This is a genomic window from Rhizobium sp. YTU87027, assembly GCF_050644135.1.
Classification (GTDB): Bacteria; Pseudomonadota; Alphaproteobacteria; order Rhizobiales; family Rhizobiaceae; genus Rhizobium.
The window spans coordinates 3,604,083-3,619,240 of the sequence record NZ_CP098440.1 but is presented as its reverse complement, the minus strand read 5'-3'; the positions used below and the strand labels follow the sequence as shown (position 1 = coordinate 3,619,240).

Annotated in this window: 15 protein-coding genes; 7 read left to right on the top strand and 8 right to left on the bottom strand. The window is 61.6% G+C overall.

The genetic code is table 11. The features are described 5' to 3' along the window. Positions 1-12: 12 nt before the first annotated feature. The 4 genes from NBG89_RS17850 (at position 13) to NBG89_RS17835 (ending at position 4,205) form a co-directional block, all read left to right on the top strand. Positions 13-1,482: a CpaF family protein gene (locus NBG89_RS17850; RefSeq protein WP_431321030.1), complete on the top strand. Its 1,470-nt coding sequence runs from the start codon at positions 13-15 to the stop codon at positions 1,480-1,482. A gap of 4 nt (positions 1,483-1,486) precedes the next feature. Then, entirely contained in the window at positions 1,487-2,494 is a 1,008-nt protein-coding gene (locus tag NBG89_RS17845; protein WP_431321029.1) for a type II secretion system F family protein, read from the top strand. A 13-nt stretch (positions 2,495-2,507) separates the two neighbouring features. Next, positions 2,508-3,491, top strand: a complete 984-nt coding sequence (locus NBG89_RS17840) for a type II secretion system F family protein (RefSeq protein ID WP_431321028.1) — start codon at positions 2,508-2,510, stop codon at positions 3,489-3,491. An 81-nt stretch (positions 3,492-3,572) separates the two neighbouring features. Continuing rightward, positions 3,573-4,205: a LysE family translocator gene (locus NBG89_RS17835; protein ID WP_431321027.1), complete on the top strand. Its 633-nt coding sequence runs from the start codon at positions 3,573-3,575 to the stop codon at positions 4,203-4,205. Between the two features lie 2 nt (positions 4,206-4,207). Here the strand turns inward: NBG89_RS17835 and NBG89_RS17830 are convergent, their stop codons facing one another. Beyond that, complete coding sequence (locus NBG89_RS17830) at positions 4,208-5,038, bottom strand: tetratricopeptide repeat protein (protein ID WP_431321026.1); 831 nt, start codon at positions 5,036-5,038, stop codon at positions 4,208-4,210. Between the two features lie 143 nt (positions 5,039-5,181). Between NBG89_RS17830 and NBG89_RS17825 the strand changes: the two genes are divergently transcribed. From NBG89_RS17825 to NBG89_RS17815, 3 genes are all read left to right on the top strand, one after another. Beyond that, positions 5,182-6,570 (top strand): leucyl aminopeptidase family protein, encoded by a 1,389-nt coding sequence (locus NBG89_RS17825; protein ID WP_431321025.1) that lies wholly within the window; start codon positions 5,182-5,184, stop codon positions 6,568-6,570. A 118-nt stretch (positions 6,571-6,688) separates the two neighbouring features. After that, a complete protein-coding gene (locus NBG89_RS17820) occupies positions 6,689-7,039 on the top strand; it encodes a MarR family transcriptional regulator (RefSeq protein WP_007798353.1) in 351 nt (116 codons plus the stop codon). A gap of 10 nt (positions 7,040-7,049) precedes the next feature. After that, positions 7,050-7,907, top strand: a complete 858-nt coding sequence (locus NBG89_RS17815; protein WP_431321024.1) for an NlpC/P60 family protein — start codon at positions 7,050-7,052, stop codon at positions 7,905-7,907. Here the strand turns inward: NBG89_RS17815 and NBG89_RS17810 are convergent. The 7 genes from NBG89_RS17810 to NBG89_RS17780 all read right to left on the bottom strand — a co-directional run bounded on the left by NBG89_RS17810 (position 7,900) and on the right by NBG89_RS17780 (position 15,151). After that, a complete protein-coding gene (locus NBG89_RS17810; RefSeq protein ID WP_431321023.1) occupies positions 7,900-9,291 on the bottom strand; it encodes an amidase in 1,392 nt (463 codons plus the stop codon). The genes NBG89_RS17815 and NBG89_RS17810 overlap by 8 nt on opposite strands. 32 nt (positions 9,292-9,323) lie before the next feature. After that, a complete protein-coding gene (locus tag NBG89_RS17805) occupies positions 9,324-10,190 on the bottom strand; it encodes an ABC transporter permease (RefSeq protein ID WP_431321022.1) in 867 nt (288 codons plus the stop codon). Position 10,191: 1 nt separating this feature from the next. Further along, positions 10,192-11,139 (bottom strand): ABC transporter permease, encoded by a 948-nt coding sequence (locus NBG89_RS17800; RefSeq protein WP_431321021.1) that lies wholly within the window; start codon positions 11,137-11,139, stop codon positions 10,192-10,194. A 47-nt stretch (positions 11,140-11,186) separates the two neighbouring features. Continuing rightward, entirely contained in the window at positions 11,187-12,716 is a 1,530-nt protein-coding gene (locus NBG89_RS17795) for an ABC transporter substrate-binding protein (protein ID WP_431321020.1), read from the bottom strand. Between the two features lie 148 nt (positions 12,717-12,864). Next, positions 12,865-13,785 carry a LysR family transcriptional regulator gene (locus NBG89_RS17790; protein WP_431321019.1) on the bottom strand — a complete coding sequence of 307 codons (921 nt, stop codon included), beginning with the start codon at positions 13,783-13,785 and terminating at the stop codon, positions 12,865-12,867. An 18-nt stretch (positions 13,786-13,803) separates the two neighbouring features. Then, positions 13,804-14,835, bottom strand: coding sequence for a P1 family peptidase (locus tag NBG89_RS17785; RefSeq protein WP_431321018.1), 1,032 nt, complete (start codon positions 14,833-14,835; stop codon positions 13,804-13,806). Between the two features lie 121 nt (positions 14,836-14,956). Further along, entirely contained in the window at positions 14,957-15,151 is a 195-nt protein-coding gene (locus tag NBG89_RS17780) for a hypothetical protein (protein WP_007529092.1), read from the bottom strand. Positions 15,152-15,158: the final 7 nt, after the last annotated feature.

Genomic DNA, 15,158 nt, shown 5'->3' with positions numbered 1-15,158 from the left:
TTGGAATAAGGCATGTTCGGAAAACGCGGAAACGAGGGTTTTGGCAAGGCAGGCGGCACGATGGCGCCGCCTTTGCCGGTTCAGCAGCCCTCTGCGTCTGCCCCTGCGCTTCTGGTCGAACCGCAGCGTGAGCCTTCGCGCCAGCAGGTTTCGCCGCCGCCGATGCAGACGCCGCAGCGCAAGCGCCCGACTCGTACGGACGAGTATTACGATACGAAGGCGCAGGTCTTTTCCGCGCTAATCGATACGATCGATCTTTCGCAGCTTGCCAAGCTCGACGGAGAAAGTGCGCGCGAAGAAATCCGCGACATCGTCAACGACATCATCACGATCAAGAACTTCGCGATGTCGATCTCCGAGCAGGAAGAACTGCTCGAAGATATCTGCAACGATGTTCTCGGCTACGGTCCGCTCGAGCCGCTGCTGGCCAGAGACGACATCGCCGACATTATGGTCAACGGTGCCGGTCAGACCTTCATCGAAGTCGGCGGCAAGACGATCGAATCCGAAATCCGCTTCCGCGACAATTCGCAGCTGCTGTCGATCTGCCAGAGAATCGTTAGCCAGGTTGGCCGTCGCGTCGATGAATCAAGCCCGATCTGCGACGCCCGTCTGCCCGACGGTTCTCGTGTCAACGTCATCGCGCCACCGCTCGCCATCGACGGACCGGCACTCACGATCCGTAAGTTCAAGAAGGACAAGCTGAACCTCGAGCAGCTCGTTCGCTTCGGCGCCATCACGCCGGAAGGCGCGACGCTGCTGCAGATCATCGGCCGCGTCCGCTGCAACGTCGTCATTTCAGGCGGCACCGGCTCGGGCAAGACGACGCTGCTCAACTGCCTGACCCGCTACATCGACACAGACGAGCGCGTCATCACATGCGAAGACACGGCCGAGCTGCAGCTGCAGCAACCGCATGTGGTGCGTCTGGAAACCCGCCCACCGAACATCGAAGGCGAAGGCGAGATCACCATGCGCGATCTCGTCAAGAACTGCCTGCGTATGCGACCGGAACGCATCATCGTCGGCGAAGTGCGCGGACCGGAGGTCTTTGACCTGCTGCAGGCAATGAACACTGGTCACGATGGCTCCATGGGCACGATCCACTCAAACTCGCCACGCGAATGCCTCAGCCGTATCGAGTCGATGATCGCAATGGGCGGCTTCACGCTGCCGGCAAAGACTGTGCGCGAAATCATCTCGGGTTCGATCGATATCATCGTCCAGGCGGCGCGCCTGCGCGATGGATCGCGTCGCATCACGCAGATTACCGAAGTGATCGGGATGGAAGGCGACGTCATCATCACCCAGGACCTGATGCGCTACGAAATCGAGGGCGAAGACGCGTCCGGCCGCCTGATCGGACGGCACAAGTCGACCGGCATCGGCAAGCCGCATTTCTGGGATCGCGCACGCTACTTCAACGAAGAAAAGCGCCTTGCCGCCGCCCTCGACGAAATGGAAGCCAAGTCTAAGGATTAGTGAGATGTTCGGGTTCGATCCTGTCGTGCTGGCCATTGTCGTGCTTGCCGCCGTCGCGGCGGGTGCGGTTTGCTATGGCCTTCTCTTCGCGCAGATCGAGACCGAAAAGAAATCGGCCAACCGCGTTAACCGTGTCGTCTCGGCCGAGGCAGACAAGGCCAACGTCAAGGCGGCCCGTGACCGCTTCCAGGAAATGTCGAGGCGCCGCAAGTCGGTGCAGGACAATTTGAAGGACCTTGAGAAGCGCCAGCAGGAAAACACCAAGAAGAAGCTGTCGCTGAAGTCGAGACTGACGCAGGCCGGTCTGCGGATCACACCGGGGCGCTTTTACGTGTTCAGCGCGATTTTCGCCCTTGTCCTGATGTTCTTCGCCTTCCTCGCCGACGCCCCTGTCATGGTCGTGCTCGGCCTGCCCATCATCGCCGGGGTCGGGCTGCCGCGCTGGGTGATTGGCTTTCTGATCAAGCGGCGTCAGAACAAGTTCCTCGACGAGTTTCCCAATGCGCTCGATGTCATCGTGCGCTCGATCAAGTCTGGCCTGCCATTGAACGACGCCATCCGGCTCATTGCCAACGAGGGCAAGGATCCCGTGAAGAGCGAGTTTCGCCGTGTCGTCGAATCGCAGCAGGTGGGTCTCAGCGTACCGGATGCCTGCGCGCGCATGAGCAATTACATGCCTCTGCAGGAAGTGAGCTTCTTTGCGATCGTCATCGCGATCCAGTCACAGGCCGGCGGCAACCTCTCGGAGGCTATCGGCAACCTCGCCAAGGTGTTGCGTGACAGAAAGAAAATGAAGGCGAAGGTCAAGGCGCTGTCGATGGAAGCCAAGGCCTCTGCCGTCATCATCGGCGCTCTGCCGTTCATCGTTGCGACACTTGTCTATCTAACGTCTCCCCAATACATGTTGATCCTGTTCACCGACCCCCGTGGCCATCTGATCATGGGCGCCTCAGCGGTCTGGATGTCGATCGGCATTTTCGTCATGCGCAACATGGTCAATTTCGACATCTGATGGAGGACGGGCCGTGTCATCTGATCTCGCTGCCAAACTGACAGACCCCGCCATGCTGATTGCGGTGCTGGTCGCGATCGCTGTATTCGCCAGCCTTTATACCGTCGCCATTCCTTTCTTCGAACGTGGCGACCTCAACAAGCGCATGAAGGCTGTTTCCACGGAACGCGAACAGATCCGCGCCCGCGAACGTGCGCGCATGAACGCCGATGCAGCGGGAAAAGGCTCGCTTCGCGCCCAGAACAACCGTTCTGTCCGCCAGATCGTCGAGAAGTTTAACCTTCGCGAGGCACTGGTCGACGAAAACACCATGAACAAACTCCGCGCTGCCGGGTTCCGCTCGGAAAATGCGCTGAATATGTTCCTCGTGGCGCGCTTCCTGCTGCCATTCCTGTTCTTCGGCCTTGCGATCTTCTGGGTCTTCGGTCTCGATCACCTGGCCGACAAACCAACGATGATGCGCTTTCTCCTGACACTTGGCGTCGCCTATGTGGGCTTTTATGCGCCGAATATCTTCATCTCCAATCAGATGTCGAAGCGCCAGCACTCCATCAAGCGTGCCTGGCCCGACGCTCTCGACCTGATGCTGATCTGCGTCGAGTCGGGTATCTCGATCGAGGCAGCCATGCGTCGTGTCTCAGAAGAACTTGGCGAGGCGTCTCCGCCGCTGGCAGAAGAAATGATCCTGACGACGGCCGAGCTTTCCTTCCTTCCCGATCGGCGTGTTGCGCTGGAGAACCTCGGCCTGCGCACGCAGATCCCATTGGTGCAATCGGTCACCCAGGCGCTGATCCAGGCCGATCGCTACGGCACACCGGTTTCGCAGGCGCTACGCGTGCTGGCACAGGAAGGCCGCGACGAACGCATGAACGAGGCCGAGAAAAAGGCCGCCGCACTGCCGCCGAAGCTTACCGTCCCGATGATCCTGTTCTTCCTTCCAGTTCTGGTCGCCGTTATTCTTGGCCCGGCCGGCATCCAGGTGGCCGATCGCTTCTAGGCTTCCATTTCCACAGGGCTGGTCATCTCAGAGCATTACGCATAGGTTGGGCGCATCTCCATGAGCCGGCAGGAGCCATTGATGTCGTCCCTGAGCATCTTCCTGAGTATCATCGCTGCTCTTTCTATCGGGGCGATGAGCCCCGGCCCAAGTTTTGTTCTCGTTTCACGTATTGCGATGTCGCGTTCACGTCTCGACGGGCTTGCGGCGGCGCTAGGGATGGGCATTGGCGGCGTTGCCTTCAGCGTGTTGGCGCTGGCGGGGCTGACCGCGCTGCTCTCGCAATTCGAATGGCTCTATCTGGCTCTGAAGGTGGCTGGCGGAGCCTATCTCGTCTACATCGCCCTCAAGATCTGGCGGGGGGCGCGAGAGCCGATCCATGTCGGCGATGCGGGCAGCGATCGTCGCGCGCTCCCGCGAAGCTTTACCACCGCCCTCCTGACACAGGTCAGCAACCCAAAGACGATCGTCGTCTACGCAAGCATCTTTGCAGCTTTGCTGCCGAAGACGGTTCCACTCGGGCTTATCTTCGCAGTGCCTATCGGCGTCTTTGCCGTAGAAGCCGGCTGGTACACAGTCGTGGCGCTCGTATTCTCCGCAAAACATCCGAGACGGCTATACCTCGCTGCGAAGACATGGATCGATCGCCTGGCCGGTACGGTCATGGCCGGTCTTGGCGCACAGCTCGTCGCATCGGGACTGGCCGGCCGCTAAGGTCAGTTGGTGCTGGTGGGGGCGCTGCTGCCGCTATCCTTGGCCGCAAGCTTCTGCCAGGAATTCTGTTGCGACAGCATCGAGCGCAGATAGGCGACGTTGGCATCGGCCTGCTGCTGCGAAAGCTCTCCGCGCGCAATCTTCTCCGCCTCGGGAAACCGGCCCTGAAGACCAATGACCAGTGCGAGATTCTGGCGGACCCGGCTGTCGGCCGTGGGCTGCCCTGCAGCCTGGCGCAAATAGGTCTCGGCTGTCCGGAGGTCGCCGGTCAGCACATAGGACATGCCGAGGTTGGACAGGATCGATGCCTCGCCCGGCTGGATATCGAGCGCTTCACGATAACGCTGCCGCGCCTCGGTGGAGCGGCCGAGCTGATCGAGGATCGCGCCCTCCGCCGATGTGAGCTTCCAGTCGGGACGATCAGGGGTCTGAGCGCGACCGATCGTATCGAGCGCCTGCTGCAATTGCCCGGCGGCAGCCTGAGCCTTTCCGTAGGCCGCCAGGACGGTTCGATCGGTCGGGTTGGCAATGGCAACCTGCTGCATGACCGCAAGCGCCTGGGCGTCGCGGCCTTGCATGCGCAACAGGTTCGCATAGTTCACGCCGTTGACGGCATCGCGGGGGTTCTTCTCGTAGGCCTGCCCAATGCTCTCAGTCGAGCTGCGCAGCTCGGCCTCGTTCATTGTTTCGGCCGGCTTGGTGGGTTTCGGTATGGATCCCGTCGTCATCCGGTCCTTGGTCGTCGTGCAGCCTGCAAGCGCCAGGACGACGAGCGCGGTCGCGACGCCCTGAAAAATACGGGTTTTGGTAAGAGTATTGGCCGAAGCAGGCATCGTGCGTCCCTGAGATCCGAAATCGGCGTCTGACCTCAAAGCGGAACAGGGAAAGGCTTTGACGCAATCTTCACTCCAGCAATAGTCTGTTAACCCTAACGGACCGTTAAGACGCGATTCCCGGACGCCCCCAAAGGATACCCATGGCACCTTATCAGTTCATCGAGAGACCCACCCCCTTCAACAGCAAGGGCGGCTCGACCCTGCCGATCTTTGCCGTCACCCCCGCGCATATCGAAACCGGCACGATCGATCCGATCGCGCTCGATTGGGCCAAGAAGGCGGGCTATAAGGCCGAGAGCGGCTCGTTGCTGTTGATCCCGACAGAAGACGGTCATCTTGGTGGCGCGCTGTTCGGGCTCGGCACCAATCCGTCTGAACAACCCTACATCACGGGTAAGCTTGCGCGTACTCTGCCGGCTGGCGACTGGCATATCGAAACGGCGCCGCTGACGGCCAACCGCCTCTCGCTCGGCTTTGGCCTCGGCAGCTACCGCTTCGACCGTTACAAATCGGAGAAGTCTTCGGCTCCGACGCTGATGATCCCGCGTGATGCCGACGGCGCGGATATCAAGCGGCAGCTGGCGGGGGTTTTCCTGGCACGCGACCTGATCAATACGCCGACGAACGACATGGGGCCGAACGAACTGGAAGCGGCCTTCCGCGGTCTGGCGGCACACTATAAGGCCGAAATCAATGTCGTCAGCGGCGACGACCTCCGCCAGAACTTCCCGCTCGTTCATACCGTCGGCCGTGCCAGCGCGGACGCGCCACGTCTGCTCGAATTGCGTTGGGGCAAGAAAGGGCACCGCAAGATCACACTCGTCGGCAAGGGGGTCTGTTTCGATACCGGCGGCCTCGATATCAAGCCGGCGTCCTCGATGCTGCTGATGAAGAAGGACATGGGCGGCGCGGCAAACGTCATGGGCCTGGCGCTGATGATCATGGACGCCAAGCTCAAGGTCGATCTCAGGGTGATCGTTCCCGTCGTCGAAAACTCGATCTCGTCCAATGCCTTCCGTCCGGGTGACATCTACCGGAGCCGCAAGGGGTTGACGGTGCAGATCGACAATACCGACGCGGAAGGCCGGTTGATCCTCGCCGACGCGCTTGCCTATGCGGATGAGGATGCGCCCGACCTCCTGATCGACATGGCGACGCTCACGGGTGCTGCCCGGGTCGCCCTCGGCCCGGACCTTCCGCCCTTCTTCACCGACGACACCGAGCTTGCCCAGGACCTGACCGAAGCAAGCCTCGAGACGGATGATCCCCTGTGGCGGCTACCGCTCTATGCCGGCTATGAAAAGGATATTCGCGCCAAGTTCGCCGACATCACGAACGCGCCGGCGGGCGGCATGGCCGGTGCAATTACCGCTGCCCTGTTCCTCAAGCGCTTCGTCTCAAACACCACGAGCTGGGCCCATTTCGATATCTACGGCTGGGCGCCTTCCGAACGACCGCACTCCCCGGGTGGCGGCGAGGCGCAGGCAATTCGTGCGCTCTACCACCACATCCGGCAGAGCGTGCGCTAAACGGCGATCGTTAAAATTTTATTCACCGTGACGGGCGGCAAAACCTGCCGCCCCATTGCGTCGCACAGTGCACTGCCGGAAAATGGAACGCGGGCGTAACGAGTTTTCCGGAGGACCCATGCCGATCGAACTGACGGCTTCGCAGGCGTTGGGCCTGTGGCATGGTGTGACGCTCGATCAGGTGAGGCTCGACGATCGCGATTTGACGTTGCGCCAAATGGCGATCCTGCTGCATATCTATCTCGTGCCGCCGCCGCATACCGTACGCGGCCTGGCTGCGACGCTCAACGTGACCAAGCCCGTGATCACCCGGGCACTGGATACGATGGGAGATATGGGTCTGGTCGACCGTGTGCGCGACGAACGCGACCGGCGAAACGTCGTGATAAAACGCACCGTCGGAGGCGCGCTCTATCTGGAAAAGCTTGGCGATCTGGTGCGCGACAAAGGTCGCCGCCTGACGCCGTGAAAGGGATACGATGACGATGCTTGATCGCCGCCTGCATGCCTACCGACCGGATCTTGCCGAGGCGAGGCTGGAAGGACGCGTGGAAGCCCTGCGGTTCGTTTCTGGCACGCCGGGCCGCGTCACCGTGCCGGTCATTGGATTGCGACCCGCGCCGGATCTGACCAAGGGAATCGATACCGAACTACTGCTGGGCGAGGACGTCACCGTGTTCGACCGCGCAGACGGCTGGTGCTGGGTCAAGGCTGCCTCGGACGGCTATGTCGGCTATCTGCCAGAAACTGCCCTTTCGGACGCGCTGGCTGAGCCCACGCATATCGTCACGGTTCAGCGGACGTTTCTCTATCTGGAGGCCGAGCTGCGCAACCCCTACAAGAGCATCCTGTCCATGGGCAGCAGGGTCCGGATCGTCGGGGAAGCCGAAACGCGCGGCAACCGCTATGCGATGCTGGAAGATGGGACGGCGATCTTTGCCAAGCACCTGCAGCCGATTGAGGCTGGCGAAGGCGGGGACTATGTCGACGTCGCAACCCGGTTCCTTGAGACCCCCTATCTCTGGGGCGGCCGCTCCGGACTTGGCATCGATTGTTCCGGCCTTGTGCAGCTTTCGATGCTGATGACGGGGCGAAGCGCGCCGCGCGACACCGACATGCAGTCGGCAACCCTTGGCGTGCCGATCGACCGCTCCGAACTCTGCCGTGGCGACCTGGTTTTCTGGAAGGGTCACGTTGCGATCCTGGAGAACCCGGAGACAATCATTCACGCCAACGGCCATACGATGACTGTTGCCCGCGAAAACTTCGAGGATGCCATCAAGCGCATCGGCTGGCTGTACGAGCAGCCGACTGGCTATCGCCGTCCGGTCATTTGACCGGCGGCTTCGGCCATGACCTCACCCCGCCTGTCCAGGTCTCAAGAGCCTTCGACAACCTCAGCACAAGCATATCATCGAAGCGCGGACCGACGATCTGCAAGCCGATCGGCATTCCCGATGGCGAGAAACCGCAATTGATCGATGCGGCGGGCTGCTCCGACATGTTCCATGGCACCGTGAAGCAGATGTGCTCGAAGGGACGTGCGGGATCGTTCGTCGGCGAAGCCCATTCCGCCGGATAGGAAACGATAGGATTGGTCGGTGAAAGTACGGCATCGACCCTCGTGAACAGTCTGCCGCAGCTTTTGCGCATCTCGATCGTCTGATTGAAGCCCCTGACGGCATCGGCGCCGCTGATGGAGGCGCCGCCCTCGGCCCATGTGTAGATGTAGGGCAGAATCTTGCTTCGACGCTCCGGGCTCAAGTTCTCGATATCGCCCCAGAAGCGGGAACGCCAGAATGTGTCCAGCCCGTCGAGCATTGCCCGCGTCATAACGGGCTGAACCGGTATGACAATTGCGCCCGCATCTTCAAATCGCTGACCAGCAGCCTCGACCGCCGCACGCACCTGATCGTCGACGGCAAGGCCACATCCGGCATCGAGCATCAACCCAATCTTCAGGCCGTGGAGATCGGCGTTGAGGTCCATCCAGTCGATATCGTTCGGGGGCAGGCTGGTGCCGTCGCGCCAGTCCGGACGCGAGAGCGTCGCCATTGCATAGGCGGCATCCTCGACGGTCCGCGTCATCGGTCCGGCGCAGCGACCGACATAGAACGGATCGACCGGAATGCGGCCGTGGCTCGGCTTGAAGCCAAAGGTTCCTGTCCATCCAGCCGGCAGCCGCACCGATCCACCGATATCGGTACCGACGTGCAGAGGTCCGTAGCCCGCCGCCGCCGCTGCAGAGGCCCCGGCGCTTGAGCCTCCAGGGTTCTGTGACGTATCCCAGGGATTGCGGCTCAGATGATGGAAGCTAGAAAGGCCCGAGGAGAGCATCCCGTAGTCCGGGCATGTCGTCTTCGCAAAGAGCACCGCGCCGTCTTCGCGCAATCTTGCCGCCGCAGGAGCATCCTCTGTCGCAGGCACCAATTCGGTGGCTCTGGTCCCGAGCGGCACTGGCTGCCCCTTGGTGGCGATAAGCTCCTTCAGCGTCGCCGGGATACCATCGAGCACGCCAAGTGTCGCGCCCCGCATCCAGCGGTCGGTTGACGCTTGTGCCTGCTTGCGCGCCGCCTCCGGATCATAAGCGTAAAGGGCACAGATTGTAGGCTCCCACGCCTTAATGTGCCGTTCCAACGCCAGCCAGTACTCGAGCGGGGAAAGGCTTCGATCAGCGAAACGCTGCCTCAGTTCGCGGATCGTTAAGTCGGTTTCGGACATGGCATTGTCATCCGGGCCTGTGGTTTCGAAGACTAACGGCGGTTCGCCTCGCGAGGATCGAGCATGTCGCGCAGACCGTCGCCGAGCATGTTGAAGCCGAAGACGCAGAGCGCGATGGCAAGGCCGGGCAGGATTGCGAACCATGGCGCAACCACCAGGTAGGTTTGTGCGTCGGCAAGCATACGACCCCATGTCGGCGCTGGCGGCGCAATGCCGAGGCCAAGGAAACTGAGCCCCGCCTCCGTCAACACCGCCAACCCCAGCTGGATCGTCGCCTGGACAATGATCTGGCTCATGATGTTCGGCAGCACATGGCGGACGGAGATCGTGAAGCGGCTATTTCCGATTGCACGGGCCGCGAGCACATAGTCCCGGCTCCAGGCCTGGAGGCCTGTCGCCAGCGTGACGCGGGCAAAGACGGGAATCATGAAGGTCGCGATGGCGATGATAGCGGTAAGCCGGCCCGGGCCCAGAAAAGCCCCCAGCATCATGGCCGAGAGGATCGGCGGCAGGGCGAAGACAACATCGCAGGCACGCATCAGCAGAGCCTCGAACGGCCCACGAACGGCCGCCGCCGCGATGCCGGCGACGGAACCGAGCGCCCCCCCGATCGCGACGGCGGCAATGGCGATCGACAGAGAGTTCCAGCAACCGACCATCAGCATCGAGAGAATATCGCGGCCGAACTGGTCGGTCCCGAGAACGCCGAATGCAAGAGGCGGCTGCAGCTTGTAAATGATCTGCATCTTCGCCGGCGGCAGCGGTGTCCAGACCAGCGACAGCAGTGCGACGGCGATCAGGAACGCGATGATACCACCGCCGAACATCAGATTCGTTCTCCGGCTAATTTCAAATCGCCGGCGCCGGACCCTCATTTGATCGGAGACAATGGGTGCCATGTCAGACGCCTTTCCGCAAGCGCGGGTCGATCGCCAGATAGGAGAGATCGACGATGAAATTCATGACGATGACAAGCGCGGCGAAGAACAGCACGACATCCTGCATGACGATGATGTCGCGTTGCGACAACGCCTGATAGGCAAGGCGGCCGAGGCCCGGAAGGTTGAAGACGTTTTCGACAAGAACCGCGCCCGCGACCAGGAAGGTGAACTGCAGGCCGAGGATCGTCAGGACGGGAACGAGGGCATTTGGCACCGAATGGCGCCACAGGACCCGCCGCTTCGACAGTCCCTTGGCAAGCGCCGTTCGGGTGAAATCCTCGTTCAGAGTTTCCAGGACGGCAGAACGCGTTACGCGCGTCAGGACGGCGGCCTGCGGCAAGGCAAGCGCTACCGCTGGCATAACGAGCGCCTTAAGAGCCGGCCAAATGCCGGCGTCCCACCCCGGGAAGCCTCCGGCCGGCATCCAGCCGAGCGCCGTCGAGAAGAGCATGATCAGCAACAACGCCACCCAGAAACCGGGAACGGCGATGCCGATCTGCGAAAATACGGAAGCCACGGCATCGGGTAGCCCACCGCGATGCGCGGCCGCAAGCACGCCCAGCGGGATGGCGACGGCGACGGAGAGCGCGATTGCCATCAGCGCCAGCGGCAGCGTGACCGCCAGCCTCTCAAGGATCAGCCCGGCCACCGGCACGCCGTAGGTATAGGATTGACCGAGATTGCCTCCGAATACGCCAGCGAGCCACTCTCCATAGCGCCACAAAAGCGGCTGATCGAGCCCAAGCTCGTGGCGAAGGGTTGCGAGCGTTTCCGGCGAGGCCGACGTACCGAGCATGATGGAGGCCGGATCACCCGGCAGCAGGTCCATCACGACGAAGATGAGCAAGGAAACGACAGCGAGCGTAGCGATGAGACCAGCGAGGCGACGGGACAGAAGCGTTATCATTTCACGTCCGGTTCTATTCGCCGCCTCGCCATCTCACTCATCCGCAATCAGTCTTCCCAGGAGACGTTGGTGAGGACGTTCGAGGGAATGGGCTCGTTCTCCCAGAGACCCTTCAATTTCTTGTCCCCGACGCCCAATTTGGGCATGACGAAGAGATAGAGCGCCGGTACGTCCTCGGCCAGAATCTTCTGAGCCTCACCGTAGACCTTGGCTTGCGCCGCCGGATCCGCCGTTTCCTGCACCTTCTTCATCAGTTCGTTGAAAGCCGGATTCTTGTAATTGAAGTAGTATGGATCACGGGCGTAGATGTCGATGTCGAGCGGTTCGGCGTGCGCGACGATCGTCATCTCATAGGCGCGATCCTTCATGACATCCTGCACCCACTTGGCCGGAAACTCGCTCGGCTCGATGTTCATCGTCACGCCGATTTCGGCGAACATCGCCTGCATAACCTGCGCGCTCCGCGGCGCATAGGCCATTTGCGGCGACTTGATCGTGAAGGTGAAACCATTGGGGTAGCCGGCTTCGGCCAGCAGCGCCTTGGCCTTTTCGGGATCATACGGCAGGACGCCGGTGAGATCGAGATAGCCCGGGTCATTCGGCGTGTAGTGGCTGCCGATTGGCGTGCCAAGCCCCGACCATGCGCCGTCGACGACAGTCTTCCGGTCGATCGCCATCATCAGCGCCTGACGCACGCGCTTGTCGTCGAATGGCTTCTTCGCGTTGTTCATGCCGGCCACGACCTTGAGCTCGGTGTTGCCGATCCTGGTCGCCAGCCTGGCGTCGCCGTCAAACGAATTCATCAACTCGGGAGCCGCGAACTCGGGAATGGCGTCGACATCACCCGACTTCAACGCCGCGGCCTGGGCCTGCGGATCGGCGATGAAGCGAAAGGTCACTTTGTCGAGCTTTACCGCAACGTCCTTGTTCCAATAGTCAGCGTTCTTCTCTAGCTCGACCTTGTCGCCCTTCGCCCAGTTCACGAACTTGAACGGCCCGGTGCCAACGGGCGTCGTCTTATCCGCGGCCGCAGACTTCGGGCCCACCATGACGGAGGCCGGCCAACCGAGCCAATAGAGGAGGCTTCCAGTCGGCGCGGAGAGTTTGAGCACCAGCGTCTCCGGGTCGGGCGTCTCGATGGAAGCGATCGAAGCGAAGAAGCGCTTTTGCGGGTTTACCGAGTCGGCACCGCGGGCGCGATCAAGCGCGAATTTCGCTGCGGCGGAATCGAAAGCTTCGCCGTCATGGAATTTAGCGCCGGTCTGCAGCTTGAACGTATAGGTGAGACCGTCTGTAGAGACCTCCCAGCTTTTGGCGAGTTGCGGCTGGATCTTGCCGGCCTCGTCGATCGTTACAAGGCCTTCGAAAACGTTCTGCCAAGTGACCTGACCGATCGCGACAGGGGCTGCGATCGTCGGATCGAGGCCGGTCGGCTCCACCGTGATACCAAGCGTCAGCGTGGTCTTGGCGGCTTCCGCCGGCGTAAGTCCCAGCAAGACGAGGCCGACCGAAGCGGCCGCGCCGAGATAGAGTCGCCGAACCAGCCGCGCCGACGGCGCGAGCGAAACCTTCATCATTCTGTTCCCCTATCTGGCCGCCGACGTGGCGACGGCCTTTGAAAGCTAAGGTGTCATTCTCTGAGTGCACACACAATGGCGATTATGTGTTCTCAGTGTAGCCGAAACTGCTACACTCGAAGGCATCCTCTGAGCAAGTCCATGGGGGCTAATCTTTTGGCTTCAAGCTTGTTCCCGCGCGCTCCCGCATGAACCGCTCGATAAAATCGACCAGTTTTGTCGCCGCAAAGGAAAGCTGACGGTCCGGAGCGACGCAGAGATCGACATAGGTGCGTATCGCATTCTTGCCGGCCAAGGGAATGGCGCGGAGCTGGCCTGCCTCGATCTCGCGACGAACGGTCAATGCCGGCAACAGAGTCACTGCGGCGCCGCTCAGAACCAGTTCCTTGAGCATTTCGAGCGAACTGGCGACGAACACGGGCTCGACATCGAGGCCATCCTTTTCGATGCGTGCGTCGAAAGCCTGGCGGAAACCGAAAGACTGGTCGGGAAGCGCCAAGGAGTAGTCGGCGATATCCTTCAGCGCGATCTCGGACCGATCCGCAGCCGCATGCGCCGGGGAAACGATCAGGTCATAGGCGATTTCCGAGCGTAGCCGCACTTTCGTACCGGAGAGCGGTGGTGCGAACAGCGTCACCGCGATATCGGCTTCGGCGCCGTTGACCGCTTCGATCGCCTGCCGAGCGCTGGTAATCGCGACCTCGAAGCGCAGCTTCGGATATTTCAGGCTGAACTCCGCCAAAGCCGGAGCAAGCAGATTGGCGACGGTGGCACCGTTGGCATAGATGCTGACCCGGCCGCGCTGCAACCCTTTCAGGTCTTCGATGAGCTGGCCGACGTGATCAAGTTCGCGCAGCGTCCGTCCGGCACGGGCCGCTAGCAATTCCCCGGCCGCCGTCAGTTTCACCCCGCGGGCGCTGCGTTCCACAAGCGGCGCGCCGAAGTGATATTCAAGGTTCTCGATCTGCCGGCTGATCGCCGTCGGCGCGACGTTCAGATTTTCCGCAGCCTGGCGCATGGAGTTGGTGCGCACCAGCTCGTCGAAGTACATCAGGGCACGGATCTGCATGTCATGGTCTCCGCCGCTTCAGGCAATATCGCCCTGTTTAGGCGATCTTGCGCGATCCGGGTAGCGGTCTCGCCAAGCTTGTTGCGCACCAGCGACCGGAAGTGCGGTGGCCTCGTAGACTCCACGTGCGATGGCGCGGGCCATCACAGTTGTGGCAAAATGGCAAAGCTCGAGAAAAGCGGGAAGCTCCGGCCGCGGCCTTTTGCCCGTAGAGGCGGCAAGGACCGTGTCGCCATCAAGCGGCAGATGAGCTGGCAGCAGGGCGCGCGCGAAGCCATCATGGGCCATGATCGCCAGGCGATGAGCCTCCTGCTTTGTCAACTCGGCATCGGTGACAATGGCGCCGATCGTGGTCGCCGTGGTGTTCATGCCTTTCAGCCGCATGCGGGTGTCCGCGTCAGAGATCAGAGAGGGCAAGCCGAGGCCGCCAAACTCTGCATTCTGCTCGAAAGGTGCTGACCAGAAATGCGGCCCCTCGCCCACCGTCGCCGAACCGAGCGCATTAACGGCAACGATCGCGGCGATCTTCAGGCCGGCGCTGGTTTCGGCGCTTGCCGAGCCGAGCCCGCCTTTGAAGGTCGCCGTGGTCGCTCCCGCGCCCGCACCAACGGTCCCGAGGGCGAAGCGCCCCTTGGCTGCTGCCTTGAAAGCTTCGTAGCCCATGTCGCGATAGGGCGACTGCAGACCCCAGTCCTTGTCACCACCGTTGAGAAGGTCCATCAGGATTGCCTGGGGAACGATCGGCACCTTGACATCGCCGACCGGAAAGCCTCGACCGGCTTCCCGCAGGCCCGCCTGGACGCCGCCCGCTGCGTCGAGACCGAAAGCCGAGCCGCCCGAGAGCACGAAGGCATCGACAGCACCGACCGTCATCGACGGATCGAGAAGGGTGGTATCGCGACCGCCAGGAGCGCCGCCCAGCACCGCGCCGGAGGCGGTAGCGGGCTCGTCGAAGACGACTGCAGTCACACCCGAGCCGAGCTTCAAATCCGTCGCGTTTCCGACCAAGACGCCTTCAATGTCGGTGATCAGATTGAGCACGCACGCCATCCTTATTTCTGCAGGTGCGCGCGATAGGACCGCAACCGCGATCAAAAGACAAGACCGGCCTCACCTTTGGGTAAGACCGGTCTGAAATCTGTCAGGGCTAGTTAAGCCATACGTCATGCCCTCAGGCATGGATGGGCTTCGGGTGACGGCGGGTCATCAGATCATGGATGGCGAGCTTCACTTCCGCCGGCGAGCTGAAATGTTGCTCGTCCAGATCGTGAACATGAAACTTCACTGCGATGAACTTCAGCCGGTTTTCATCCGGGATGACGATCCCGACGGGAACGCCTGCGTACTCGATTACTTCTTTTTTCATGCGTAGA

What these genes read in the sequence shown, in the direction of transcription:
- NBG89_RS17850 (WP_431321030.1), top strand. Translation starts at nt 13, where the DNA reads ATGTTCGGAAAACGCGGAAACGAGGGTTTTGGCAAGGCAGGCGGCACG.
- NBG89_RS17845 (WP_431321029.1), top strand. Translation starts at nt 1,487, where the DNA reads ATGTTCGGGTTCGATCCTGTCGTGCTGGCCATTGTCGTGCTTGCCGCC.
- NBG89_RS17835 (WP_431321027.1), top strand. Translation starts at nt 3,573, where the DNA reads ATGTCGTCCCTGAGCATCTTCCTGAGTATCATCGCTGCTCTTTCTATC.
- NBG89_RS17830 (WP_431321026.1), bottom strand. Translation starts at nt 5,038, where the DNA reads ATGCCTGCTTCGGCCAATACTCTTACCAAAACCCGTATTTTTCAGGGC.
- NBG89_RS17825 (WP_431321025.1), top strand. Translation starts at nt 5,182, where the DNA reads ATGGCACCTTATCAGTTCATCGAGAGACCCACCCCCTTCAACAGCAAG.
- NBG89_RS17820 (WP_007798353.1), top strand. Translation starts at nt 6,689, where the DNA reads ATGCCGATCGAACTGACGGCTTCGCAGGCGTTGGGCCTGTGGCATGGT.
- NBG89_RS17815 (WP_431321024.1), top strand. Translation starts at nt 7,050, where the DNA reads ATGACGATGCTTGATCGCCGCCTGCATGCCTACCGACCGGATCTTGCC.
- NBG89_RS17810 (WP_431321023.1), bottom strand. Translation starts at nt 9,291, where the DNA reads ATGTCCGAAACCGACTTAACGATCCGCGAACTGAGGCAGCGTTTCGCT.
- NBG89_RS17805 (WP_431321022.1), bottom strand. Translation starts at nt 10,190, where the DNA reads ATGGCACCCATTGTCTCCGATCAAATGAGGGTCCGGCGCCGGCGATTT.
- NBG89_RS17800 (WP_431321021.1), bottom strand. Translation starts at nt 11,139, where the DNA reads ATGATAACGCTTCTGTCCCGTCGCCTCGCTGGTCTCATCGCTACGCTC.
- NBG89_RS17795 (WP_431321020.1), bottom strand. Translation starts at nt 12,716, where the DNA reads ATGATGAAGGTTTCGCTCGCGCCGTCGGCGCGGCTGGTTCGGCGACTC.
- NBG89_RS17790 (WP_431321019.1), bottom strand. Translation starts at nt 13,785, where the DNA reads ATGCAGATCCGTGCCCTGATGTACTTCGACGAGCTGGTGCGCACCAAC.
- NBG89_RS17785 (WP_431321018.1), bottom strand. Translation starts at nt 14,835, where the DNA reads ATGGCGTGCGTGCTCAATCTGATCACCGACATTGAAGGCGTCTTGGTC.
- NBG89_RS17780 (WP_007529092.1), bottom strand. Translation starts at nt 15,151, where the DNA reads ATGAAAAAAGAAGTAATCGAGTACGCAGGCGTTCCCGTCGGGATCGTC.